The following is a 25,576-nucleotide window of genomic DNA, read 5'->3' on the forward strand; positions in this document are numbered from 1 at the left end:
GCATCATATTATCACAGGATAACGTCTTCAGCTACAGACTTGAAAAAGACTCAAGGGCACCCCGATGCGAGCCATGGAGAGGCGAAGCCGATGGCGAGTATTCCGCGGCAGCCGCCGATTTTTGACAGAGCGGAGTGCCGAAGGAACGGAGTTCCGTAGGCAGCGTAGCGAGTGGCAAAAATCTGTAGGCGGCGTCGAGTCATCTGGAGACAGTGCGCAGTCGGCCGCGAGGTCGCGGAGCGCTGTCGACGGGGACGTCCGCGGCTATTTAGGTTGTCGCGTATTGCGAGTCGATTATTGACAGGGATGCCAATAATCTATCACGAGCATCGCGACACACTTCTCTTGTAATTGCTTTAAAACCCTAAAACACTTTATCGATTTCAATTGCTTGCCAATACAAGAGGAAGTTTATGTTTTCGGAAAATGCCTTAAGCATACACACTTTGCAAACAAGAACGCATGCTTTGCTTAACAGCATTCGCCGTAAGTGGTTTTTTGAGTATCGTTTCAAACGATGCGCGCCATGGAGAGCGAAGCGAAGGCGCGTATTCCGCGGTAGGCTCGGATTTTTTGCCGAGCGTAAGCGACTGCAAAAAATCTTTACGAGCCGTCAAGTCATTTGAGAGCCCGTGCGTAGTCGAGCCGTGAGGTCGCGGAGCGCGGGCGACGAGGACGTCCGCGGCTATTTAAGTTGTCGCGTATTGCGAGTCGATTATTGACAGGGATGGCAATAATCTATCACGAGCATCGCGACACGCTTGATTTCCCTTTTCAATCATTTTTAACTTTTCTATACATTGGACTTTGGATAAATTTATAAAAATAATTAAAAATTGCTTGACATAGAAACCGAAAAAAAATTTTACGTTGTAAACAACGTTTGTTCGAAAAAATAAAATAAGGAACAAACGATGTTAGCGACAGAAAAACTAAAACAATTCCGTACATTCCTCTACAACATCTTCCCCGCGCGACGCGATGCCAATATGAATTTACTCGATGCCCTTTCAAGCCATGGCCATCGCTGCAAAACACCCATAGAATTATGTGAATCGCCATACTTTGAACGTGAATACAGTAGTATTACCGATGCGATTAGCGATGGTTTGTCGGTAGCAAATTGTTGGGATAGCATGATGAAAATACAATATGAACATGTGAGTCATAGCGATGACCGTGTGATCATTATTGCGGATACGACACCACAGTCGCGTCAAAGTGCACACTGTGTTGAAGATCGCCATGTGGTTTACAGCCCTAATCCAGCACCGGGTAACAAACCGATTACCATTGGACATGAATATTCAACGGTATCACTATTGCCCAATGATGGTGCAGCTCAAGAAAAGCATTGGTTAGTTCCACTGGATACGAGGCGCGTTAAAAGCGATGAAAAAGGCAATGTAGTTGGGATGCAGCAAATTAACCGTTGTATTGCAGACTTAGCGCTTACTCATAAATTGGTGGTTAGCGTGGCTGATTCAAAATATGGTACAGAAGCTTGCCGTAAACTGGTTAGCGAAAATCCCAATTGGGTACATCTTTTCCGTTTTAACAGTACCCGTAATGTTTTCGCGCCCGCATCAATAGAAGATAATACCTCAGGAAGTATAAAACGCTATGGTGATGCGATGAAACTAAACGACAGCACGACTCACCGTGAATCCGATGAGATTGTGCAGCAACCCATTACAACCCGCAGTGGCAAAACTTACCAATTGGAGATTAAAATATGGCGTGACCAATTCCTGCGTGGTTCAAAGCAATTTAAAGGATATGAGCATCCTGTTACTGTTGTGCAATTGGTTGCGGTTGATGCTAACGGTAAATCTTTATATAAAAATCCACTCTGGTTAGGACTCGCTGGTGAACGACGTAATGAAATCACAGCATTAGAAGCCTATCACTATTACGATAGACGCTATGACATTGAACACTACTTTCGTTTTGGTAAAGACAAACTGTTATTTGACCGATACCAAACACCGGATGTTAAGCACGAAGAAGATTGGTGGCGGATGACAGCATTAGCGTATACGCAACTTTATCTAGCGAGGAATCTTGCCCCGATTTTACCGAAAAAATGGGAGCGGTATTTGCCGAGCTTCCAAGTGGATAACGAAAAACCATCAATAACTGCGACCCCTTCACAAACGCAACGGGGTTTTTCTACGGTGCTTGATACCGTTGGCACGCCTGCTAATCTCTGCAAACCACGCGGTAATCCGCAAGGCAGAACCAAAGGTGATACGCAGGGGAAACGCACGCGACATCCTGCTATTTTCAAAAATAGCAACTCAAAAATTAAAACGATTCAGAGGACTGAAGAAAAGACGCAAAACTCAGACCCTGAAAAAATAGAGGATTTGATTGGGATAGTAAAATCATGGTTGGATAAAATAAATTTTACACCTGAGCAATTCTACGAATTGCTGCAAAAAACAGCTTAAGATTTAGAAACTCACATTTTTTGATTATTGTCCTAACTGGCAAGGGATTTTATTTATCCAAAGTCCAACTTAAAGAAGCGCAAGGGTACGATGTTAGTGCCGGCTTTTGTGTTAGTCGTGTGGTTCCCCGTCGGCTCTATCATTGAGGCTTATTTTTTAAAGCACGATGGGCTGCACGGTCTGTGGACGATCGTGGTTGATGCGTATTTGACGTATTTCTTTTGCGTATTGCTGCGGGTCTTTTTTAAGCGCGTGAAGTCAGAGCAGAAGGCAGTATCATGAATCCGATTAAAATTATTTGGTCGATTGTGAAAGCTATTTTTGAAGGGCTCAAAAAACGCTCACAAGAAACCCAAGATTTAAAGCTTGCTGAAATTAAAGCCCGAAAAGAAATGGTACTCTCAAAACAGTTGGCGGTAGCGCAGTGGGAGTTGGCGCAGTTAGTCGATAAGGATAAACCGTTACGGCTCCTGTCATTTGCCTTATTTGCCTCACCCTTTTGGTCAGGATTCTTTGGTCCTGATTTCCATCAGTATGCGTTGGGCCTTTGGCACAGCCTAACGCCGTTTCAAGAAAACATTTTAGCCATGATTTGTGCCGCCGTTTTCGGTCGGAAAACGATTCCGAACTTCATCGGCGGCACCGTGCAGGCTGTGGTGGGCGGCTTTCGGAAACCGCAGTTGCCCGAACCCGAAGAAACAAGAAAAGAATAGGTAGTGTTTTATCTTGAGGGATAAACCATAAAATGCAGCGCACTGAAATCCCGGTAATTCGTGCTGTCGTGTTTGGCTGAAAGGACCCCCAACTGCATCGACGCAAGAGCATGTAGGCTGCGGCAAGCGAATTCATAGGGGTAGTTTTTCTACAACTTTAAAAAAACAGACGCATTTAAGGGTATGTTAATTTTCAAATTAAGGTTTTTATGTAATAATTCTACTTCTAAGGCATCTTTTCAAAAGTAACGGTGCCAAATTGCAGGTAAATGTCTATTTCAAAGAGGGGTTTTTGTGATGCGTAGAAGAACAGACCGATTTTCTGATGAGCTCCAACCTAAGGATTTTTCTGGTATGGTTATAGGTGATAGCTCTAATCTTGGCGCTGTTGGTGCAGCAATGGCAATAGCAAAGGAAGACGACGACTTGACTAAGTATAAGCGTTATAACTGCTTTACACCACAGCACGAGATAAAAGAAGCTATTGATCAATTGGTGGCGCAGCTTCACCAGGTTACTCGAGAGCTGAAAAAGATGAAGACAAGAGCACATACAGCTGAGACTAAGAAAAATATGGCTTTTAATGAATCCTTTTTAGCCGAGGAACGAGTGTCCAGTGGCATGGGGTCATCTACACATTACTTGAATTCGCTCTCAGAGAGCATTGAAGCTAAAAATAGACTTCAGCTCCTCCAGAAGAGGCAACAGAAAATAGGAAAAATCATTTCTAAATTAAAAGGCTTTTTTCAAGAAGGCCACCAAGTTTCTACTGGTAATTCTCATTCCTTCTTCTCAAATCAGCCAGGATCTCATTCAGTAGAGCCAGAGATTCGGGGAATCTCTTCTGCTCCGCATACGTTTGGCAGCTCACGTTGAAAGAAAAGTAATTTTTAAAGTTAGTAGGCTACCAGCAAACTTAATAAGCTTGTTGGTAGCCACAAAAATTTTTCCTTCCGCGTGCGCCCATTTTCTGCCAAGTTTGAAAAGTAGCTGGTCTATTTTCCTAAAAAACCACTCCAGGCTCATTAAAACAAGCACTAACCTACCCTATTTTCCTAAAAATGCCTTGCTTAACTAATTGATTCATATAAAATATGCTACTGACTGTTAATCACTTGGTCGGGGGTTCAAATCCCTCCCGGGGAGCCAATTAATTAACGTTAAATCAATCAATTACAACCGATGCGCGCCATGGAGAGCGAAGCGAAGGCGCGTATTCCGCGGTAGGCTCGGATTTTTTGCCGAGCGTAAGCGACTGCAAAAAATCTTTACGAGCCGTCAAGTCATTTGAGAGCCCGTGCGTAGTCGAGCCGTGAGGTCGCGGAGCGCGGGCGACGAGGACGTCCGCGGCTATTTAAGTTGTCGCGTATTGCGAGTCGATTATTGACAGGGATGGCAATAATCTATCACGAGCATCGCGACACGCTTGTAACCCACCCTTTTCTCTTCATACTCCGCCATTATCCTTGCGGGACTTTTGCGGGACCTAGGATCAACTTGGGACCGGATCAAGCGTAAAGTAGGAGTGCTCACACGTCTTTGACAAATTAAATTCGCCGATTCGATTAAGTTTCTAATCTCTGCAGACGAATAATGTGTGGTCATTCTTCCTGACTTATGCCCTAACAAGTCTTGTCGATCTTCGTACGAAACACCCATTGCTCGTAAACAACGTCCGAACGTGTGTCGCAAATCGTGAACACGTACATCGGACAATCCCGCACGAACACGGGCAGCTTGCCAACCAGTGGTATTCATGGAGTAGTAAGGCCGTATTTGACCGTTATGCCGGTGAACAAATACGTAAGTAGAATCTCTACCTCTCTGGCGGTTAATATGTAAACCTTCAGACTTGATCTGACACTCCTGGTCAGTTAGAGTAAAATTTAATTGACCAACCTTAAACAACCAACACGAGGAGTGTCATTATGACCAGTGTATCCGAAAAGATTATCAAACCCAAATTAGGTTTACTAGAGCTGTCTAAACAATTGGGAAATGTTTCACAAGCCTGCAAGGTTATGGGTTATTCACACGACAGTTTTTACCGTTTCAAAACACTTTATGAAAATGGTGGCGAAGAAGCACTCCATGATATGAGTAAGAAGAAACCGAATGAAAAAAATAGAGTGCCGTTACATGTAGAAGAAGCGGTAATTGCTTTGGCTATTGAAAACCCAGCGTTAGGTCAGGCACGTGCGGCCAATGAATTACTGGCGCGAGGCATTATCGTATCGAGCAGCGGAGTTCGTTCGGTGTGGCTACGTAATGATCTAGAGACTTTTAAGAAGCGACTAAAAGCGCTTGAAGCGAAATCGGCGCAAGACGGTATGTTATTAACGGAAGAACAATGACAAGCATTAGAAAAATCAAAACGAGAAAAAGAAGCGCACGGCGAGATTGAAACAGAACACCCAGGTTATTTAGGTTCTCAGGATACGTATTATGTTGGCACGATGAAGGGCGTTGGCCGTATTTATGGGGTCTGTAAATAAGATTGTGTAAATGCGATAGTCAGGGAAAGGTCGTTAAAATTATACGGAGTCTTTGACTATGGCAATGAAAACCAATAAATTAGATCCACAGGTTGTGGAATATTTTCTCAAACATACCAAGACCGCATCTGATATTTTCGGTGATACTGGTTTGTTAAAGGAGTTAAAAAAGGCACTGACGGAGCGTATTCTGGAAGGGGAGCTGACGGACGCGCTGGGTTATGCAAAACACGAAGTGTCTGGCAACAATAGTGGTAATTCCCGCAATGGGCACAGCCAAAAAACGATCAAAACAACAGATGGCGAGATGACCATTGAGGTTCCTCGTGATCGTAACAATGAGTTTGTACCGCAATTGATTCCAAAACATCAAACCCGCTTTGATGATTTGGATGACAAAATTATGAGTCTTTATGCACGGGGTATGACTACCCGTGATATTCAAGATCAGTTGAAAGATTTGTATGGCACAACTATTTGTTCGAGTCTCATTTCTACAGTAACCAACGAAGTGATTGAAGAAGTGAAGGCTTGGCAAAGTCGTCCGTTGGACAAGGTGTATCCGATTGTGTATTTGGACGCTTTAGTGATTAAAGTGCAGCAAGATAAAAAGGTTATCAATAAGGCATTGTATTTGGCTTTAGGAATTAATATCGATGGGCAAAAAGAATTGCTAGGTATTTGGATTAGCCAAAATGAGGGCGCTAAATTCTGGTTGAATGTATTAACGGAGTTAAAAAATCGAGGCCTAGAAGATATCCTGATTTGTTGCGTTGACGGGCTAACGGGCTTTCCTGATGCGATTGGCGCTGTGTATCCTAACACTCAAGTACAGCTTTGCATTGTACACATGGTGCGGAATTCATTGCGCTATGTGGGTTGGAAAAAGAAAAAAGAAGTGGCCGCTGACTTAAAAGCTATTTATTCGGCCAGTACGGTTGAAGAAGCAGAATTGGCGCTGACGAGTTTCTCTGAGAAATGGGATGCTGAATTTCCCTCGATTGCCAAAAGTTGGTTGACTCATTGGGAGCGCATTGTGCCATTTTTTGCTTATCCGGCAGAAATTCGGAGGGTGATTTATACCACTAACGCTATTGAATCACTGAACATGAGTATCCGAAAAGTTATTAAAAATAAACGAGTTTTTCCGTCGGACGATGCCGCTTTAAAACAACTCTATTTAGGGTTAAAAAATATAGCCAAAAAATGGACCATGCCGATTCGAGACTGGGGTGCCGCCATGAATCGTTTTGCCCTTATGTTTGAAGATCGCCTGGCGGATTTTGTATAAAACTTAAAATTCATAAGAGAGGAAATTAATTTGAACGCAATGTAGTTTTTGATAAAATTAAAAAATCAGTTAACACAATGGCTGATTCATAATTCTGACTGACGCGATTTACACAAACTAATAAACAGTCCCTCTAAAAAAGGCGGCCACGTACTTCGCGAAAGCACTCGAGTGAAGTACAGCTTTATTCAAAAGCACGCCCAACTATTTGGAATGGTAATCCCCCCATTTTTAGGGGTGTAAAATAGTAGAATTTGTTATGCTGCTTGAAGCAGCTTTTGCCTTGGCGTTATTCCACCAAGCGCCATATTAGGTGGGACTGTTTATTAGTTTGTGTAAATCGCGTCAGTCAGAATTATGAATCAGCTGTAGAACTCTCGACTTGATCTGACAGTTGAGATTTATCGGACATATTTTCTGTCCGATAGATCGGATTCTAATTACTCCTCTACCAGTTGCGTGTCGTGATTACTGTGCGCCTTATTCAATTCATCTGCCGACACGCTTGGAATAGTTTTACATAGTTTATCTAATTCTTTTTCTTGTGCCAAATGCTTTGCATCAAGAAAAGTTTGCATGGGTGTTTTTCCATAACAACGCTCGCCGGAATGGGGCCTGACCTCATTATATGTTTTGATCCACGCATCAACGTCTTGTTGTAATTCTTCTAGGGAACGATATATTTTTTTTCGAAAAGCAACATCATAAAATTCTTGTTTAATCGTTTTATGAAAACGTTCACAAATACCATTGGTCTGCGGAGAACGTGCGCGTGTTTTCGAATGGTCAATGTCTTCAACTGCTAAATAAAGTTGATAGGCGTGGTTCTCAATTTTTCCACAATATTCCGTCCCGCGATCCGTGAGCATACGCAGCAATCGGATACCTTGCTCATTAAACCATGGCAATACACGTTCATTTAATAAATGAGCTGCCGTCATCGCTGTTTTCTCCGTGTATAACTTCGCAAAAGCGATTCTGCTATAGGTATCGACAAAAGTCTGCTCATAAATAGGGACTGTTTATTAGTTTGTGTAAATCGCGTCAGTCAGAATTATGAATCAGCCATTGTGTTAACTGATTTTTTAATTTTATCAAAAACTACATTGCGTTCAAATTAATTTCCTCTCTTATGAATTTTAAGTTTTATACAAAATCCGCCAGGCGATCTTCAAACATAAGGGCAAAACGATTCATGGCGGCACCCCAGTCTCGAATCGGCATGGTCCATTTTTTGGCTATATTTTTTAACCCTAAATAGAGTTGTTTTAAAGCGGCATCGTCCGACGGAAAAACTCGTTTATTTTTAATAACTTTTCGGATACTCATGTTCAGTGATTCAATAGCGTTAGTGGTATAAATCACCCTCCGAATTTCTGCCGGATAAGCAAAAAATGGCACAATGCGCTCCCAATGAGTCAACCAACTTTTGGCAATCGAGGGAAATTCAGCATCCCATTTCTCAGAGAAACTCGTCAGCGCCAATTCTGCTTCTTCAACCGTACTGGCCGAATAAATAGCTTTTAAGTCAGCGGCCACTTCTTTTTTCTTTTTCCAACCCACATAGCGCAATGAATTCCGCACCATGTGTACAATGCAAAGCTGTACTTGAGTGTTAGGATACACAGCGCCAATCGCATCAGGAAAGCCCGTTAGCCCGTCAACGCAACAAATCAGGATATCTTCTAGGCCTCGATTTTTTAACTCCGTTAATACATTCAACCAGAATTTAGCGCCCTCATTTTGGCTAATCCAAATACCTAGCAATTCTTTTTGCCCATCGATATTAATTCCTAAAGCCAAATACAATGCCTTATTGATAACCTTTTTATCTTGCTGCACTTTAATCACTAAAGCGTCCAAATACACAATCGGATACACCTTGTCCAACGGACGACTTTGCCAAGCCTTCACTTCTTCAATCACTTCGTTGGTTACTGTAGAAATGAGACTCGAACAAATAGTTGTGCCATACAAATCTTTCAACTGATCTTGAATATCACGGGTAGTCATACCCCGTGCATAAAGACTCATAATTTTGTCATCCAAATCATCAAAGCGGGTTTGATGTTTTGGAATCAATTGCGGTACAAACTCATTGTTACGATCACGAGGAACCTCAATGGTCATCTCGCCATCTGTTGTTTTGATCGTTTTTTGGCTGTGCCCATTGCGGGAATTACCACTATTGTTGCCAGACACTTCGTGTTTTGCATAACCCAGCGCGTCCGTCAGCTCCCCTTCCAGAATACGCTCCGTCAGTGCCTTTTTTAACTCCTTTAACAAACCAGTATCACCGAAAATATCAGATGCGGTCTTGGTATGTTTGAGAAAATATTCCACAACCTGTGGATCTAATTTATTGGTTTTCATTGCCATAGTCAAAGACTCCGTATAATTTTAACGACCTTTCCCTGACTATCGCATTTACACAATCTTATTTACAGACCCTCAGTACCGTGAGATGATAAATTTAAATTTATTTTCGCTAGAGCCCACTCTTTACTTCTTGCTGTTTCATCAAACCATTTTAATTTCGTTTGCTCACGCATAAAATTCTTACCTCTTGTTTATTTGGCCTTCAGCAGCTCTAAAAAATTAACTCACAGTATAGCTATTTCATTGCACAGACCATCGATTTTGACAAAAATGTCTGGAAATTTAGTAAAAATTACCTGTATAGCAGATCAGACAACGGCATTAAGTTATGAAAATGCTGCCAGTCTGTTTTTGTTGCGAGGATTTCGACTCTGAATTCGGTTAGCTAGAAAATTTAATTCCACTTCATCAATGACAACTTTTTTAGGCAGTTCCCAAAAAAAACTAATAATCCAGGAATAGCTGCTATCGTTGACTAGATTACAACATTTCGTTACGTCTCGAGGAGAAAGTATAGAGGGCATTATTGTATCTGGCTCTATGCCATGAATATTCATGAAATATTTTTTTAATTTACCTTTCAAAAAATTAATCTGATCCGATGACCATCCATCTTCACTTTGTTTAAGCATGCAAACAGAATTCACAAGATCATTTAGTGTTTTTCTTTTAGATCACTTTTTTCTACATGTGGATTGCTTTCCTCCACATGCAACTTCTTCCTGGGGAATGCATTCTTGAGCCAGCTTCTCAGGCATTGATTTTTTCCTTTCTAACTTAAGCTTCGCTGGAAAAATAAGAGAACCATTTTCAAAATCAAAGTGGCCGATGTCAGTATTTCCTGCCAACTTATTAAAAATATATTTTTGCTTCGGAAATACCTCTCCAAGAGCATCTATAGTAGCGCGTCTTGTATCATGTATCATTTTATATTTAATGGGATTTTTCTTCTTTGTATGAATTCCTTTACCAAAAATAATTCTTGTATTTATTCTTAATAGCTTTTCTAAATCTGATCTCAACAATAAAAAATAGGCAGTCCAATAATTTAGGAAATGTAACTCTATCTCCTTTCTATCATTTTTTTTGTGAATAAATCGTTCGCCAAATCGTTCGAAAAATGTATCAAACAAACTTTTAGCTAACGAAACATCTCCGTTTTGGCCCGCCGCATCGATCATTATCGTATAACTAATATTATCGAGAGCCACTTTAGCTTCCTTTGCTGTAGTAAACACCTCTTTAATGAAAACCAAGTCTTCGGCTTTCCCGGCCACAGAGATCACCGTGCCATACCCATCGCCATTGAAGGCCACTCCAGCCGTCTTTGCTGCAACAAACACCTCTTTGCTGAAAGCCAAATCATCGCTTTCCCCTGCCAAATGTATCACGGTGATGTAGCCCCTGGCATCTAAAGCCACCCCCATTTTTTTCACTTACAGCAAACGCCTCTTTGGCGAAAGTGAAATCTTTATTTTTCCACGCCACCGAGATCATTGTAGAGTAGGTGATGCAATTGACCTCTCTCATTTCCTTTGCTTCAGCAAACACCTCTTTGGCGAAAGCTAAGTTTCGGGTTTGTCCAGCTACAGCAATCATTATGTTATAGCTGATGACATGCAGATCAACTCTTGCTTCCTTTGCTGCAGCAAATGCTTCGTTTACGAAAGCCAAGTCTTTGGTTTGTCCAGCCAAACCAATCAATACATCGTGAGCAATCCCATCGAGAGCCACTTTAGCTTCCTTTGCTGTATTAAATACCTCTTTCGCGAAAACCAAATCTCCGTTTTTCCCTGCAAAATTGATCATTTTGTTATAGCTGATGGAGTCCAGAAATTTATTCGCTGACTTCATTGCACCAAACGCCTTGTTAACAAAAGCAAAATCATTGTTTTGATGCGCTACTTTCATCATCACGCTGAAAATATTAGACTCTAACTCCGAACTGGGTGAATCAATTAAATAACAATTTGTATAAAAATCCTTAGCAAAAAGATAGGCCCGAGTATCGCCTTTAAGTTCTCCTAACTTCTTTATCAGTACAAGACTCAAGTGATGATTTATACTATATTCTCTGTTGACCAATTCGTGTTCTAAGGTTGTAAGAATGGACTCATAAGTATTTTTACTTTTAATTTTCTCGCGTATTTCCTTAGAAAGTCGACTACTGAGAGACTTCCCTTTTTTAAGGCCAGCAATTAACAAGCTTGTTTCCATTTTATTCCATTCCACTAAAATTGAAAAGGTAATCCCCCCACAAATTAGAGGTACTTAAAAGTAGAATTTTCTCGTAAACTAAACAGAGGAGATTCAAGATGAAAAAATCGAAGTACCCAGACAGCCAAATCATTTCGATACTGAAGCAAGCTGAAGGTGGAACACCCGTTCCCGATCTGTGCCGAGAGCATGGTATAAGCAATGCCACGTTCTATAAGTGGCGAGCCAAGTATGGTGGGATGGATGCATCCATGATGACGCGCTTAAAGGAGCTTGAAGAGGAAAATCGTCGCCTGAAAAAAATGTATGCTGAAGAACGCTTAAAAGCCGAGATCATTCAGGAGGCTATGCAAAAAAAGTGGTAAAGCCATCTCAGCGCAGAGAGATGGCAAGGAATTGCGTTAAGAATAAGAAAGTAAGCATCCGAGTTGCTTGCAAGGCATTTGCTATTAGTGAAACATGCTATCGTTATGAGCCGCTAGTATCGGATGAAAATACAGTGATTGCAGACTGGCTTATTCGGCTAACGAGCACATGGCTTAACTGGGGTTTTGGACTTTGCTTTTTATACTTACGTAACGTCAAAGGCTTTGCCTGGAACCACAAACGTGTTTACCGCATTTATCGAGAACTAGCGTTAAATCTAAGAATAAAGTCTAAAAAACGCTTCATGCGACGTAAACCAGAAGCGCTATGCACTCCAGACTCAGTAAACCAAGTATGGTCTATGGACTTTATGCATGATCAACTGGGCGACCAAAGATCCTACCGCTTGTTTAATGTTATTGATGACTACAATCGAGAAGGGCTTGGGATTGATGTTGACTTATCGCTTCCAGCTGATCGCGTGATACGAGCCCTTAATCAAATCATTGAGTGGCGAGGCAAACCGATTGCGCTGCGCTGCGATAATGGACCTGAATACATTAGCGGTAAGCTAATGGAATGGGCAGAAAAGAAAGGTATTGAGCTTTTTTATATTCAGCCTGGAAAACCCCAACAAAATGCGTACATTGAACGTTTTAATAGAACAGTGCGATATGACTGGCTTAACCAAGATATTTTTACAACGATAGAGGAGGTTCAACAAAAAGCCACCCGTTGGCTCTGGCATTATAATAACGAAAGACCTAATAGGGCGCTTGGTGGAATAACGCCAAGGCAAAAGCTGCTTCAAGCAGCATAACAAATTCTACTATTTTACACCCCTAAAAATGGGGGGATTACCAAAACAACGTTTACAAATTTAGCTATTGAGTATTTCTTGAGTCGGATTGAATATATTTTTCACTATAGCAAGAATAGATTTTCGACTAGTTATTTTGTGTATGTTATTTTTAGTGCTATAGGCGCTACAAAATGGAGTAGTTGTGCAACTCATGCATAATCTCCTCTATATTCTGGCACAACGATAAAATTTGATTTTTCTCATGAATAGCAGAAAGTGCAATTCTTAATATGCTACGTCCTTTAGGAACAGTAGGATACATCGCCGCAGTAACAGCAAAACCACGACCTCTGAGTAATTTAGTGAATTTTATTGTTTTATATTCGTCTCCGATCAAAATGCCACGAATCGGAGAAGGCGACGATTCATTAATAACATGCTTTTGTAGCAATGAATCAAAATATCGTATATTTTCTTGTAGTTTTTCTTGCAGTTTATAAATTTCATCTGTTAGATGTATTTTTGCTGATTCAATTGCAGAATCAATAATAGTTAATGCCGGTGGACCGCTGAAAACATAAGTCGGAGAAAATCTTTTTAACATGTTTGCATCACTCTTCGTAGGAAGAATAATGACTCCCGCAATCGCACCAAATGCTTTAGCAAGGGACGATGCTAGGATTAATCGCGGGTGAAAAGTATTCCCTAACGCTTGCAAGGCATATCCACAACCGTGCTTCCCATAAATTGAAGTACCATGCGCATCGTCTAGATAAATATATCCGTTATATTTTTCAGCTAGATTAAATAAATATTGCACGGGTGCAACACCGCCCATTGACCCAATACTATCTACAATAGCAACCGGTGTTTTTCTTGCATTATTTGATTTCCTAAACAAATCTTCTAATTCAAAATGATCGTTAAAGTTATTTAGGACAACTTCTCCAAATTGCTGCATGAGTGCGCGTTGAATTTGTATCGAAGAATGAACGGTTTTATCTAAGATAAATGAAAACCCACCTTTATCACACGGGAAACTTGGCAATTCACCAGAACCAAGCATAGGCAAAATTCCAAGATGGCCTAGGTGAAGCGTTGAAAACGTAGTTGAATATCCATGACAAAATATTTGATTAAGTAAATTTTCTAACGTCACAAAACTTTCTGCCTGGATTCTTGTTCGAGCGGCTGAAAAAGTAACACCACATTTAAAGATATTATTGTTTGAGGCGTTAATGATACGCGAATCGACATCCAATCCCAAATAAGAGCAGGACACAAACTCTGTTAATTCGCTTCCATCGGCTAAGATTACTTGCTTGCCTTTACGTTCTTTAAAGACAAGCTCGTTAATTTCATCATAAGCGATAGATTGAAAATTTTTACTCGAATCTATTTTTTTCTTTTGCCAATTCTTAATCATTGTCCATTATTTTTTAAACTTTTTTCTAGCATTATCCTTGCACTATTTTTTATTAATGGTTTTAAAATAAAATCACCCACGAAGATGCTAACTGTGAAGCCTCATTAATCAGCAAAATCATTAGTCAAGGGAAGCTTAAATGGCACAGTACAAATAAACTGTGTACCTTCACCGACCTTACTCACCAAGTCGATCTCCCCATCAATTTCATGAATAAATTGTTTTACTATCCGTAACCCTAATCCAATTCCCTTATACATGCCTTTATTAGACAATGACAAGCGAGAAAATTTTTCAAAAATAAATTCCTGCTTATCACTAGGAATACCAATACCTGTATCTTCCACAATAAATCGCACTACAAGAGAACGAATCGTTTTCTTTAAAAGTAATACTTTCAAGGTAATATAACCTTTCTGTGTAAATTTAATAGCGTTACTAATTAAATTAATCAAAATCCGATGTATACGATAGGGATCACCAATCAAAATTTCCGGTATCGTTGGGTCATAGTTTGTTTTTAATGCAAAACCTTTTATCTTTGCAGCAGGTAATTCTATTTTTATAACGCTGTCAATTAATTTTTCTAAGTTAAATTTTTTATCAATAACGGTTAACATCCCCAATTCGATCTGAGAAAAATCGAGAATGCTATTACAGTAACCCAATAGCTCTTTAGCACACTGAGTGATGTCGCTTAAATATTCTTTTTTAGTTGAATCCTTTTCGATTTCCAGCAAATGGTTAGCCATGCCCCATACCCCACTAAATGGGGTTCTAATATCATGCTCCATATTTCTCATAAATTCAGTTTTGACGATATTAGCCCGTTCTGCTTTATTTTTTTCCGCAATTAGCTTATTTTCCAATTCTTTTTGTTCAGTAATGTCGATTGCTACAGCAAGAACACCGACTGTTCTACCATGCCTATCATGAAATGGCATTTTCTCAGTCCTGACATATAATTTTTTTCCATCTACTCTTTTTTTCGATAATTTATGCTCAGTAATTAAAGTCTTGCCTGTTTTCATCACAAATTGATCATCTTTTATAAACTGATCGGCTTGTTTTTTTCCCCACTCAAAATCGTAATCTGTTTTTCCAACAATATCTAAAGATTTTTTTAATCTAGAAAATCTGGCCAGCTCTTTGTTGCAACCCATATATTCAGATTTTTTGTTTTTCCAATACACGTAGCCCGGCATCTCAGAAATAATATATTGAAGATCATGAATGGCAGAACTCTTCGCATCAATCAGTTTTTTTTCCATTGATTTTAATTCTGTGATATCAATAACATTACCAACAACACCAACTACTTTGCCTCCTTCACTATACAATGGTCGCTTTGTTAAAAGTTGAGTGATAGTACCCTCCTTAGGCAAGGGAACAAATCCTTCTACGGATAACTCTTTTTCTGTCGCCATTACCTCTAAATCATCTTTGCGATACTGATCAGCAACTTTTTTCGAAAAAAAATCATAATCAGTCTTACCGATAAAAGCCTCTTTAACACCGTTATCTCCAAGCTTAAGATTTTGTACCCTTTCTACTGCATGAGAGTTTAACCCTAAGTAAACACCATCTTTATCTTTCCAATAGATAGCACCTGGCAAACTCTCAATAACGCTTCGCAAGCGAAATATTTCAGCTTTTTGCCGCTCAATTATTTTTTGCAATGACTTAGTAAATGAGTCTTCCATAGTGTTCTATTTGAATACTTAGTTAATTCTGATTTATCATCCTAACCAATAGGCTGGATAACAAGTTATACTACGTTAAACCATAAATTATGGCCACATCCAAGTCAATTGAGTAAATATGCCTTAACATGCAAAATAGTGTAACACCTAAAGACCTAATGGTGTTTTTACTTGGCAACTCCGATTATTTTTTCTTCGTGCGATTTTGCAGTGAGGGCAACCTTAAAACTCTAAGCACTCCGTAGCACGGGAATTAATTGCTGTTCAGGTATATTAAAAGCAAAAGTGCATTGCTTCATATTTATTGTTAATGAAACTTTTGTGATTTCACTTATTTGAGTTAAAACCTCATACAGTTCCTGTTGAGGCATGATACTAAGCCCTTCCAGTTCCTTATTTAAGTTAATTAGTAATTCTTCATCAATTTTCATGTTTTCGTTCTATATTTTTTGAAAAAAGAGTGCTATTGCATTGTATTCTTTATCATACTCAGTAAAAAAATGAGAATGGCTACGATTTCTTTTATTTTTTTCCAAATAAGATTTTATCTTCAAATGTAAATTATCCTTTGTGTAACCACCATCAGCCTTGTCTATTTTACAGGAAAGAATCTTATTGTAAGCGACCTCCATTTCCTTCAAAACATGCTCTCTTTTGCCTTCGTGAATAATTTTCTTTGCCGCCCCAATTAATTGGGTAATACACGCAATGTGACCGTGTTTAGCCGCTAGGCGTATTGCATCCGCAGAACGTGTCTCAGAAGAGGATGCCAACAACATTTTTTCTACAAGGTCGTCTCTTTTACTCGCCTCACTGATTTTCTCTACCGCGTTAAGCAATGTATCAATACACGCAGCGTGGCCATTTCCAGCAGCAAGGCGTATTGCATAGGCAGGGCTATTATCAGGAGAGCTTGCTAACAACATACGCTCCAAAACGGTATCTCTTGTAATATCGTCACTGATTTTGTCTGTTATACCAAGCAACCGAACAATAGACGTAACGTGACCCTGTTGAGCCGCTATGCGCATTACATTCTCAGAGTATCCTGCTAACAGGATGCGCTCTAAGACCCTATCTTTTTGAGGCTTATTACGAATTTCCTTTGTCACACTAACCAATTCGGCAATAAACAGCCCGTAACCCTTTTCAACCACTACACGCATTACATCTTCAGAAGCTCCTGCCAACAAGATGTGCTCTAAGACCGCGTCTCTTGTAGACTTTTTACGGATTTCCTTTGCCGCACCTACCAGTTGGGCAATAAACGCAGCGTGGTGACCCTTTTCAGCCGCTAAGCACAATAGATCCTCAGAGGATCCTGCTAAGAGGATCCTCTCTAAGACCCCATCTTTTTGAAGCCTGTTACGAATCTCCTTTGTCACACCAAGCAATTCGACAATAAACAGCCCGTAACCCTTTTCGACCACTACACGCATTACATCTTCAGAAGCTCCTGCCAACGAGATGTGTTCTAAAACCCTGTCTCTTTGAGATTGATTACGGATTTCCTTTGCCGCACCTACCAGTTGGGCAATAAGTGCAGCATGACCATTTTCAGCCCCTAAACGCATTGCATCGGCAAGGTTCTTCTTGAATAATCTTGCTAATAACATGCTTTCTAGAAGGGCATCTCTTTTAAGATTGCTACGGATTTTCCTTGCTTCACCAATCAGTTCGGTAATACTCGCAACGTAACCCTTTTGAGCATCTATATCTATAAGAGAGAATTTTTCTGACAGCGTGGGCACTAAAAAATGTAAACCTTCAGACTTGATCTGACACTCCTGGTCAGTTAGAGTAAAATTTAATTGACCAACCTTAAACAACCAACACGAGGAGTGTCATTATGACCAGTGTATCCGAAAAGATTATCAAACCCAAATTAGGTTTACTAGAGCTGTCTAAACAATTGGGAAATGTTTCACAAGCCTGCAAGGTTATGGGTTATTCACGCGACAGTTTTTACCGTTTCAAAACACTTTATGAATTGGACTTTGGATAAATTTATAAAAATAATTAAAAATTGCTTGACATAGAAACCGAAAAAAAATTTTACGTTGTAAACAACGTTTGTTCGAAAAAATAAAATAAGGAACAAACGATGTTAGCGACAGAAAAACTAAAACAATTCCGTACATTCCTCTACAACATCTTCCCCGCGCGACGCGATGCCAATATGAATTTACTCGATGCCCTTTCAAGCCATGGCCATCGCTGCAAAACACCTATAGAATTATGTGAATCGCCATACTTTGAACGTGAATACAGTAGTATTACCGATGCGATTAGCGATGGTTTGTCGGTAGCAAATTGTTGGGATAGCATGATGAAAATACAATATGAACATGTGAGTCATAGCGATGACCGTGTGATCATTATTGCGGATACGACACCACAGTCGCGTCAAAGTGCACACTGTGTTGAAGATCGCCATGTGGTTTACAGCCCTAATCCAGCACCGGGTAACAAACCGATTACCATTGGACATGAATATTCAACGGTATCACTATTGCCCAATGATGGTGCAGCTCAAGAAAAGCATTGGTTAGTTCCACTGGATACGAGGCGCGTTAAAAGCGATGAAAAAGGCAATGTAGTTGGGATGCAGCAAATTAACCGTTGTATTGCAGACTTAGCGCTTACTCATAAATTGGTGGTTAGCGTGGCTGATTCAAAATATGGTACAGAAGCTTGCCGTAAACTGGTTAGCGAAAATCCCAATTGGGTACATCTTTTCCGTTTTAACAGTACCCGTAATGTTTTCGCGCCCGCATCAATAGAAGATAATACCTCAGGAAGTATAAAACGCTATGGTGATGCGATGAAACTAAACGACAGCACGACTCACCGTGAATCCGATGAGATTGTGCAGCAAACCATTACAACCCGCAGTGGCAAAACTTACCAATTGGAGATTAAAATATGGCGTGACCAATTACTGCGTGGTTCAAAGCAATTTAAAGGATATGAGCATCCTGTTACTGTTGTGCAATTGGTTGCGGTTGATGCTAACGGTAAATCTTTATATAAAAATCCACTCTGGTTAGGACTCGCTGGTGAACGACGTAATGAAATCACAGCATTAGAAGCCTATCACTATTACGATAGACGCTATGACATTGAACACTACTTTCGTTTTGGTAAAGACAAACTGTTATTTGACCGATACCAAACACCGGATGTTAAGCACGAAGAAGATTGGTGGCGGATGACAGCATTAGCGTATACGCAACTTTATCTAGCGAGGAATCTTGCCCCGATTTTACCGAAAAAATGGGAGCGGTATTTGCCGAGCTTCCAAGTGGATAACGAAAAACCATCAATAACTGCGACCCCTTCACAAACGCAACGGGGTTTTTCTACGGTGCTTGATACCGTTGGCACGCCTGCTAATCTCTGCAAACCACGCGGTAATCCGCAAGGCAGAACCAAAGGTGATACGCAGGGGAAACGCACGCGACATCCTGCTATTTTCAAAAATAGCAACTCAAAAATTAAAACGATTCAGAGGACTGAAGAAAAGACGCAAAACTCAGACCCTGAAAAAATAGAGGATTTGATTGGGATAGTAAAATCATGGTTGGATAAAATAAATTTTACACCTGAGAAATTCTACGAATTGCTGCAAAAAACAGCTTAAGATTTAGAAACTCACATTTTTTGATTATTGTCCTAACTGGCAAGGGATTTTATTTATCCAAAGTCCAAAGTGATGTCATCACCGACTCAGAGAAATGAGCGTTGGTCGATGGATTTTGTTTACGATCAGCTGGCCAATGGAAGGCGTTTTCGTGTGCTAAACATTATCGATGATTTTAATCGTGAACTTATTGGCCAGCTAACAGCATTTTCTATATCAGGACGTCAGGTGGCACGCTTCCTAGCAGAGCTTAGTGAGCAACGCAGGCTGCCAAAACAAATTGTTTGTGATAATGGTACAGAGTTTACAAGCAAAGCAATGTTCTTTTGGTCCAGGGAAAACAAAACCAAGCTTGCTTTCATTCAACCTGGAAAGCCAACTCAGAATGCGTTTGTTGAAAGCTTAAATGGCAAGTTCCGCAACGAATGTTTAAATCAACACTGGTTTCGTTCAATTGAAGAAGCCCGACATGAAATCAACCAATGGAGAAAGCACTACAATACTAAAAGACCACACAGTTCATTAAATTATATGCCGCCTATTGAATTTGCGAAACAGGCTGCTTAACATGAATATCTCATCGGTGTCCTGGTACTAGTTTAGGGGGAAGGTCAGTAGGCAGCTCTGACCTGTTGCGTGGCTACGAGATTAAGGATTGTATCATCAAAGATCCAGAAATAATTAACATCTCAGGAAAGTCTGTACACCCGATGGCTTGTTATACAAGCAATTTTAATGACATCGTGCGAGGTATGGTTCTTGAGGTCACCTTTGAAGAATTGCAAGAAGCGGATCGATATGAAGTGGACGATTACAAACGAATTAAGAGAGTACTTAATTCTGGGGAGCAAGCCTGGGTGTATGTGCAAAGTGGTTTAAATATAGATGCTACATTTTTGGAAGAAGGGCCTGTTAAATTAGAGATTTTTGAAGACCATCATATTCCGATGCTTAGTGAGCGCGCGCAAGACTCTAGAATTTGGCAGCATCATCGAATCGCTTTTCATAATCCAGATGTCTTTGAGTCGATAGCTATTGCTAAAGCGAAAGAAGGCATAGCTGATAAAACACGTTATATGTTCGTTATTTATTACCAAGATCAAATAATTGGATCGACCAGTTATTACGACGTTAATTTAAATCAGTTAAAAATGCATATTGGGTACTCCTGTATACATCCTAACTACTGGGGAAAAGGCATAAATCAGACGATTAAAAAACTCATGCTTTCCTACGCGTTTGATCAACTGAAATTTAAGCGCGTTGCTTTTTGTATATTGGACTTTGGATAAATAAAATCCCTTGCCAGTTAGGACAATAATCAAAAAATGTGAGTTTCTAAATCTTAACCTGTTTTTTGCAGCAATTCGTAGAATTGCTCAGGTGTAAAATTTATTTTATCCAACCATGATTTTACTATCCCAATCAAATCCTCTATTTTTTCAGGGTCTGAGTTTTGCGTCTTTTCTTCAGTCCTCTGAATCGTTTTAATTTTTGAGTTGCTATTTTTGAAAATAGCAGGATGTCGCGTGCGTTTCCCCTGCGTATCACCTTTGGTTCTGCCTTGCGGATTACCGCGTGGTTTGCAGAGATTAGCAGGCGTGCCAACGGTATCAAGCACCGTAGAAAAACCCCGTTGCGTTTGTGAAGGGGTCGCAGTTATTGATGGTTTTTCGTTATCCACTTGGAAGCTCGGCAAATACCGCTCCCATTTTTTCGGTAAAATCGGGGCAAGATTCCTCGCTAGATAAAGTTGCGTATACGCTAATGCTGTCATCCGCCACCAATCTTCTTCGTGCTTAACATCCGGTGTGAAGTGTGTCGCGATGCTCGTGATAGATTATTGGCATCCCTGTCAATAATCGACTCGCAATACGCGACAACCTAAATAGCCGCAGACGTCCCCGTCGACAGCGCTCCGCGACCTCGCGGCCGACTGCGCACTGTCTCCAGATGACTCGACGCCGCCTACAGATTTTTGCCACTCGCTACGCTGCCTACGGAACTCCGTTCCTTCGGCACTCCGCTCTGTCAAAAATCGGCGGCTGCCGCGGAATACTCGCCATCGGCTTCGCCTCTCCATGGCTCGCATCGTTGGTATCGGTCAAATAACAGTTTGTCTTTACCAAAACGAAAGTAGTGTTCAATGTCATAGCGTCTATCGTAATAGTGATACGCTTCTAATGCTGTGATTTCATTACGTCGTTCACCAGCGAGTCCTAACCAGAGTGGATTTTTATATAAAGATTTACCGTTAGCATCAACCGCAACCAATTGCACAACAGTAACAGGATGCTCATATCCTTTAAATTGCTTTGAACCACGCAGTAATTGGTCACGCCATATTTTAATCTCCAATTGGTAAGTTTTGCCACTGCGGGTTGTAATGGGTTGCTGCACAATCTCATCGGATTCACGGTGAGTCGTGCTGTCGTTTAGTTTCATCGCATCACCATAGCGTTTTATACTTCCTGAGGTATTATCTTCTATTGATGCGGGCGCGAAAACATTACGGGTACTGTTAAAACGGAAAAGATGTACCCAATTGGGATTTTCGCTAACCAGTTTACGGCAAGCTTCTGTACCATATTTTGAATCAGCCACGCTAACCACCAATTTATGAGTAAGCGCTAAGTCTGCAATACAACGGTTAATTTGCTGCATCCCAACTACATTGCCTTTTTCATCGCTTTTAACGCGCCTCGTATCCAGTGGAACTAACCAATGCTTTTCTTGAGCTGCACCATCATTGGGCAATAGTGATACCGTTGAATATTCATGTCCAATGGTAATCGGTTTGTTACCCGGTGCTGGATTAGGGCTGTAAACCACATGGCGATCTTCAACACAGTGTGCACTTTGACGCGACTGTGGTGTCGTATCCGCAATAATGATCACACGGTCATCGCTATGACTCACATGTTCATATTGTATTTTCATCATGCTATCCCAACAATTTGCTACCGACAAACCATCGCTAATCGCATCGGTAATACTACTGTATTCACGTTCAAAGTATGGCGATTCACATAATTCTATGGGTGTTTTGCAGCGATGGCCATGGCTTGAAAGGGCATCGAGTAAATTCATATTGGCATCGCGTCGCGCGGGGAAGATGTTGTAGAGGAATGTACGGAATTGTTTTAGTTTTTCTGTCGCTAACATCGTTTGTTCCTTATTTTATTTTTTCGAACAAACGTTGTTTACAACGTAAAATTTTTTTTCGGTTTCTATGTCAAGCAATTTTTAATTATTTTTATAAATTTATCCAAAGTCCAATGTATAGATTCCGAAAATTTGCGTTCCAGAGGTGCTGTTGAAAAGCTCGGCATTCCTTTCGAAGGTATCTTGAGAAAACATCAAATACGTGCTGATGGGAGTAGTAGAGATTCTGTTATTTATGCTGTAACAGATGAAGTTTGGAAATCGATGTTAGGTCCAAATAGCGACAACAGCCATAATAGCGAAACCAATAATCACAAAATAAAAATTTCGTAGAGCACAACAATTTTTAACCATCACAGCCCGATCTAGTCCGTGTAGGGTGCCGAGGTACAAAAATGTGCCCGATGCTACTGCGCTGAAAATAGGGTCTAATAGACTATCCTTGCTGAGCTGTGTATTTATGATGTCCCCGAAAATAATACCGATAGGAACCATTAAACTAAATATGCCAAACAAAATCATAGCAGTGCTGAATTTCATGGCACTTTTATTGATATAAATTGATAGAGCAAAACTCGCAGCCCATTTGTGTGCAAGTATAGCGATTAAAACGATCACTACGAGAGCCATCGTATTTGTTATACCTAAGGCAGCACCTGTAAATAAGCTATGAATTGATAGCATGATTGTAGCCATAATGGCAAAGCTTTTACTAGCCTGATGATCTTTTTTATATAAGGTGCGTCCAATGTGGTCCATGAGTAAAAAGAATAAAAATACCGTTCCTGCTATTAAAAAAGCAAAGGGATAATCAATATGCTGTTCTAGGAATCCTTGCGCTGAATCTCCTAGCATGTGAATGAGTCCTGCTCCTAGAAATATACCACTGGCAAGTGATTCACCGGTTGGAAAATCAAATTTTTCTGAGCTTATCTTTTTTTTAATAAAGGGGTAAGCTCCGGAAATAATGGTGACAATAAATATCAGAATCAATCCGAAAATTTTTATTTCGCTCATTTTTATAGCCTCACGAATGCTTCGAGGTCCATTCTAGGAAGAACGGATATTAATATATACAGGAATAGTACCATTTCTAAGCTGTATAATCACGAACAAGTATAGAGCTATCTCACTTAAACCAGGAGTGCTTTTTCATGCTTTAATAACCACGATTTTCTGTCTAAACCGCCGCCGTAACCGCCCAAATCACCATTAGTATTTATCACGCGATGACATGGAATAATGATCGCTAATGGATTGCTACCATTTGCGCGTGCGACTGCTCTGAAAGCCTTAGGTTGGTGAATTGTTTTAGCTAACTCTAAATATGAGCGCGTTTGACCGATTGGTATTAATTGAAGTTGGTTCCATACGGTTAACTGGAATTCTGAGCCTAATAAATGAATGGGTGTTTTAAATATAAAACAAGATCCTTTGAAATATTGACTTAACTCTTGCTCGATAGATTCCAAAATAGGGTTGCTCCCAGGGATAATCCCAATTTTAACGCGTTTGCGTAGGCGTTCTATTTCCCGCTCTAGTCCTCGTCTATCGACGAACTCTAATAAATATAAACCTTCTTCATCTGCAACTGCGATCATAGAACCTAATGGTGTATTTATTAGTTCAGCTTTTACTATTTTTAAAGGATGAGTTTTAGTTGGAATATCTCCTAATATACGTGAAAATGCATCGCGAAAACCACTGCTGGATTCATAGCCTGTTTCAAATTGCGCATCTATGACTTTGCTGCCCGATTTAATGTTTTCTAGTGCCAAGCCCATGCGTCTTGCTCGTGCGTATTCGATAAAGGTTAAACCGTAACGTTTTTTAAATTGACGTCGCGCGGTACTATCATCGATGCCAATCATTTTTAAATCGGCTGTTTTCCAGCGTTTTTCAGGGCTTTCTTCAATAGCAGCAACGAGTTTTTTCACAATAGGGTGGGTATCGTTTTGGTAAGTCAGTGGGTGGCAACGTTTGCAAGGACGATAGCCTGCTAACAGGGCTTCTTTTGCAGTTTCAAAGAAGTCACAGTGATTATATTTAGGTTTTCGTGCTGGGCAGGTCGGTCGACAAAATACGCCAGTGGTGCTAACGCCCACAAAGAAGAGGCCTTCGTATTTCGATTGCTTTTCAAGTAATGCTTTGTAATATATGTGTTTTTTCTTGTTTGAAGTCATGGTTGCAGCAGTGCGTTTAATTCAGTAGTCTCTATTATACATAGATAATTGCTTGATGCTGTCGAAAATCAGGCAGTGATCTCGATACACCGTATGGGCCCTATTAGGAAGATGACTATATGAATAAAAAATATAAAATCGTCATAAGTATTTTTACATTCCTACTGGGGTGTGGTGTTTCTACTATGGCAGCAGCCTATAGTAAAGCATCCTCTCTTGAGAGTATTCTAAAAAGCCAGGGATATCATCGAACTCATATCACGATAAATGGGTTTTTATATGTTAAAGCCTTTATCAATAAGCGTCCAGCTAGGGCAATTATCGATACGGGTTCTTCTGACATTAATGTAACAAAAGGTAGCGTTCGAGCATTAAAGCTAACTGAATTTCACTCTGGGGAAAATACAAGTGTTGATATGCATGGAAGGAAATCATTCACAGAAGCTGTCATATTGCCACACGTTGTTATCAGTAATATTCCCTTGGGAAATGTTAGCGCTAGTGTTTTACAACATGTATCCTCAGGTAGCGTAATGACTATCGCGGTTGGCCGTAATTTTCTAAAACAGCATCATGCTATTATCGATGTATATAATAAAAATCTCTATTTGAGTAATAAAAAACTATCTCGGCTTACGATGAATAAAATTCCAAGCGTGTCGCGATGCTCGTGATAGATTATTGCCATCCCTGTCAATAATCGACTCGCAATACGCGACAACTTAAATAGCCGCGGACGT

General features: G+C 40.3%; 23 protein-coding genes and 4 pseudogenes. 12 read left to right on the top strand and 15 right to left on the bottom strand.

Going from position 1 to position 25,576, the window contains the following annotated elements; translation table 11 throughout:
- Window positions 1-431: 431 nt before the first annotated feature.
- Window positions 432-617, bottom strand: coding sequence for a hypothetical protein (locus ACJMKR_RS07905; protein ID WP_423062599.1), 186 nt, complete (start codon window positions 615-617; stop codon window positions 432-434).
- A 297-nt stretch (window positions 618-914) separates the two neighbouring features.
- Between ACJMKR_RS07905 and ACJMKR_RS07910 the strand changes: the two genes are divergently transcribed.
- The 4 genes from ACJMKR_RS07910 (at window position 915) to ACJMKR_RS07925 (ending at window position 4,042) form a co-directional block, all read left to right on the top strand.
- Window positions 915-2,453 (top strand): transposase, encoded by a 1,539-nt coding sequence (locus ACJMKR_RS07910; RefSeq protein WP_423062600.1) that lies wholly within the window; start codon window positions 915-917, stop codon window positions 2,451-2,453.
- 90 nt (window positions 2,454-2,543) lie between these two features.
- Window positions 2,544-2,735, top strand: a complete 192-nt coding sequence (locus ACJMKR_RS07915) for a hypothetical protein (protein WP_423062601.1) — start codon at window positions 2,544-2,546, stop codon at window positions 2,733-2,735.
- A complete protein-coding gene (locus ACJMKR_RS07920) occupies window positions 2,732-3,166 on the top strand; it encodes a hypothetical protein (protein ID WP_423062602.1) in 435 nt (144 codons plus the stop codon). Before ACJMKR_RS07915 ends, ACJMKR_RS07920 begins: the two co-directional genes overlap by 4 nt.
- Window positions 3,167-3,463: 297 nt before the next feature.
- Window positions 3,464-4,042 carry a hypothetical protein gene (locus ACJMKR_RS07925; protein ID WP_423062603.1) on the top strand — a complete coding sequence of 193 codons (579 nt, stop codon included), beginning with the start codon at window positions 3,464-3,466 and terminating at the stop codon, window positions 4,040-4,042.
- A gap of 504 nt (window positions 4,043-4,546) precedes the next feature.
- On the opposite strand, the gene ACJMKR_RS07930 is transcribed toward ACJMKR_RS07925, so the two are convergent.
- Entirely contained in the window at window positions 4,547-5,074 is a 528-nt protein-coding gene (locus ACJMKR_RS07930) for a tyrosine-type recombinase/integrase (protein ID WP_423062604.1), read from the bottom strand.
- 20 nt (window positions 5,075-5,094) lie between these two features.
- Here ACJMKR_RS07930 and ACJMKR_RS07935 point away from each other — a divergent pair.
- Both ACJMKR_RS07935 and ACJMKR_RS07940 read left to right on the top strand, forming a co-directional pair.
- A pseudogene (locus ACJMKR_RS07935) lies at window positions 5,095-5,646 on the top strand (helix-turn-helix domain-containing protein); the annotation flags it as partial.
- 73 nt (window positions 5,647-5,719) lie between these two features.
- Window positions 5,720-6,952, top strand: coding sequence for an IS256 family transposase (locus ACJMKR_RS07940; RefSeq protein WP_423062605.1), 1,233 nt, complete (start codon window positions 5,720-5,722; stop codon window positions 6,950-6,952).
- Between the two features lie 440 nt (window positions 6,953-7,392).
- Here ACJMKR_RS07940 and ACJMKR_RS07945 read toward each other — a convergent pair.
- The 5 genes and pseudogenes from ACJMKR_RS07945 to ACJMKR_RS07965 all read right to left on the bottom strand — a co-directional run.
- A pseudogene (locus ACJMKR_RS07945) lies at window positions 7,393-7,965 on the bottom strand (integrase core domain-containing protein); the annotation flags it as partial.
- Between the two features lie 133 nt (window positions 7,966-8,098).
- Window positions 8,099-9,331 carry an IS256 family transposase gene (locus tag ACJMKR_RS07950; RefSeq protein ID WP_423062605.1) on the bottom strand — a complete coding sequence of 411 codons (1,233 nt, stop codon included), beginning with the start codon at window positions 9,329-9,331 and terminating at the stop codon, window positions 8,099-8,101.
- Between the two features lie 326 nt (window positions 9,332-9,657).
- On the bottom strand, window positions 9,658-9,963 hold the full coding sequence (locus ACJMKR_RS07955; protein ID WP_423062606.1) for a hypothetical protein: 306 nt from the start codon (window positions 9,961-9,963) through the stop codon (window positions 9,658-9,660).
- A 42-nt stretch (window positions 9,964-10,005) separates the two neighbouring features.
- Window positions 10,006-10,752, bottom strand: a complete 747-nt coding sequence (locus ACJMKR_RS07960; RefSeq protein WP_423062607.1) for a hypothetical protein — start codon at window positions 10,750-10,752, stop codon at window positions 10,006-10,008.
- The gene (locus tag ACJMKR_RS07965) at window positions 10,694-11,536 is read right to left on the bottom strand and encodes a hypothetical protein (protein WP_423062608.1); all 843 of its coding nucleotides are present in this window, start codon (window positions 11,534-11,536) and stop codon (window positions 10,694-10,696) included. Before ACJMKR_RS07965 ends, ACJMKR_RS07960 begins: the two co-directional genes overlap by 59 nt.
- 110 nt (window positions 11,537-11,646) lie before the next feature.
- Here ACJMKR_RS07965 and ACJMKR_RS07970 point away from each other — a divergent pair.
- Window positions 11,647-12,734 (top strand): IS3 family transposase gene (locus tag ACJMKR_RS07970; RefSeq protein ID WP_423062609.1). Its coding sequence is split into 2 segments (ribosomal slippage): window positions 11,647-11,899 and window positions 11,899-12,734, totalling 1,089 coding nucleotides; the frame shifts between segments, so codons are not numbered across the junction.
- Window positions 12,735-12,900: 166 nt separating this feature from the next.
- Here ACJMKR_RS07970 and ACJMKR_RS07975 read toward each other — a convergent pair.
- From ACJMKR_RS07975 to ACJMKR_RS07990, 4 genes are all read right to left on the bottom strand, one after another.
- Window positions 12,901-14,142: an aminotransferase class I/II-fold pyridoxal phosphate-dependent enzyme gene (locus ACJMKR_RS07975; RefSeq protein ID WP_423062610.1), complete on the bottom strand. Its 1,242-nt coding sequence runs from the start codon at window positions 14,140-14,142 to the stop codon at window positions 12,901-12,903.
- A 104-nt stretch (window positions 14,143-14,246) separates the two neighbouring features.
- Complete coding sequence (locus ACJMKR_RS07980; RefSeq protein ID WP_423062611.1) at window positions 14,247-15,821, bottom strand: PAS domain-containing sensor histidine kinase; 1,575 nt, start codon at window positions 15,819-15,821, stop codon at window positions 14,247-14,249.
- 254 nt (window positions 15,822-16,075) lie between these two features.
- Window positions 16,076-16,276, bottom strand: a complete 201-nt coding sequence (locus tag ACJMKR_RS07985) for a hypothetical protein (protein WP_423062612.1) — start codon at window positions 16,274-16,276, stop codon at window positions 16,076-16,078.
- Window positions 16,277-16,285: 9 nt separating this feature from the next.
- Window positions 16,286-17,674, bottom strand: coding sequence for a hypothetical protein (locus ACJMKR_RS07990; RefSeq protein ID WP_423062613.1), 1,389 nt, complete (start codon window positions 17,672-17,674; stop codon window positions 16,286-16,288).
- Window positions 17,675-17,694: 20 nt separating this feature from the next.
- Between ACJMKR_RS07990 and ACJMKR_RS07995 the strand changes: the two are divergent.
- From ACJMKR_RS07995 to ACJMKR_RS08010, 4 genes and pseudogenes are all read left to right on the top strand, one after another.
- Window positions 17,695-17,835: pseudogene (locus ACJMKR_RS07995) on the top strand (helix-turn-helix domain-containing protein); the annotation flags it as partial.
- Window positions 17,836-17,949: 114 nt separating this feature from the next.
- Window positions 17,950-19,488, top strand: a complete 1,539-nt coding sequence (locus tag ACJMKR_RS08000; protein ID WP_423062547.1) for a transposase — start codon at window positions 17,950-17,952, stop codon at window positions 19,486-19,488.
- Between the two features lie 90 nt (window positions 19,489-19,578).
- Window positions 19,579-20,055: pseudogene (locus ACJMKR_RS08005) on the top strand (IS3 family transposase); the annotation flags it as partial.
- A 65-nt stretch (window positions 20,056-20,120) separates the two neighbouring features.
- On the top strand, window positions 20,121-20,780 hold the full coding sequence (locus tag ACJMKR_RS08010) for a GNAT family N-acetyltransferase (RefSeq protein WP_423062614.1): 660 nt from the start codon (window positions 20,121-20,123) through the stop codon (window positions 20,778-20,780).
- Window positions 20,781-20,833: 53 nt separating this feature from the next.
- Here ACJMKR_RS08010 and ACJMKR_RS08015 read toward each other — a convergent pair whose 3' ends face one another.
- The 4 genes from ACJMKR_RS08015 to ACJMKR_RS08030 all read right to left on the bottom strand — a co-directional run bounded on the left by ACJMKR_RS08015 (window position 20,834) and on the right by ACJMKR_RS08030 (window position 24,836).
- Complete coding sequence (locus tag ACJMKR_RS08015; RefSeq protein WP_423062615.1) at window positions 20,834-21,265, bottom strand: hypothetical protein; 432 nt, start codon at window positions 21,263-21,265, stop codon at window positions 20,834-20,836.
- A 254-nt stretch (window positions 21,266-21,519) separates the two neighbouring features.
- Window positions 21,520-22,653 carry a transposase gene (locus tag ACJMKR_RS08020; RefSeq protein ID WP_423062616.1) on the bottom strand — a complete coding sequence of 378 codons (1,134 nt, stop codon included), beginning with the start codon at window positions 22,651-22,653 and terminating at the stop codon, window positions 21,520-21,522.
- Window positions 22,654-22,920: 267 nt separating this feature from the next.
- Window positions 22,921-23,670, bottom strand: coding sequence for a ZIP family metal transporter (locus ACJMKR_RS08025; RefSeq protein WP_423062617.1), 750 nt, complete (start codon window positions 23,668-23,670; stop codon window positions 22,921-22,923).
- A 116-nt stretch (window positions 23,671-23,786) separates the two neighbouring features.
- On the bottom strand, window positions 23,787-24,836 hold the full coding sequence (locus ACJMKR_RS08030) for a bifunctional transcriptional activator/DNA repair enzyme AdaA (RefSeq protein WP_423062618.1): 1,050 nt from the start codon (window positions 24,834-24,836) through the stop codon (window positions 23,787-23,789).
- 119 nt (window positions 24,837-24,955) lie between these two features.
- Here ACJMKR_RS08030 and ACJMKR_RS08035 point away from each other — a divergent pair, with 119 nt between their 5' ends.
- Window positions 24,956-25,510 (top strand): aspartyl protease family protein, encoded by a 555-nt coding sequence (locus ACJMKR_RS08035; RefSeq protein ID WP_423062619.1) that lies wholly within the window; start codon window positions 24,956-24,958, stop codon window positions 25,508-25,510.
- Window positions 25,511-25,576 lie beyond the last annotated feature (66 nt).

The organism is Candidiatus Paracoxiella cheracis (assembly GCF_049348705.1).
Lineage (GTDB): Bacteria > Pseudomonadota > Gammaproteobacteria > Coxiellales > Coxiellaceae > Paracoxiella > Paracoxiella cheracis.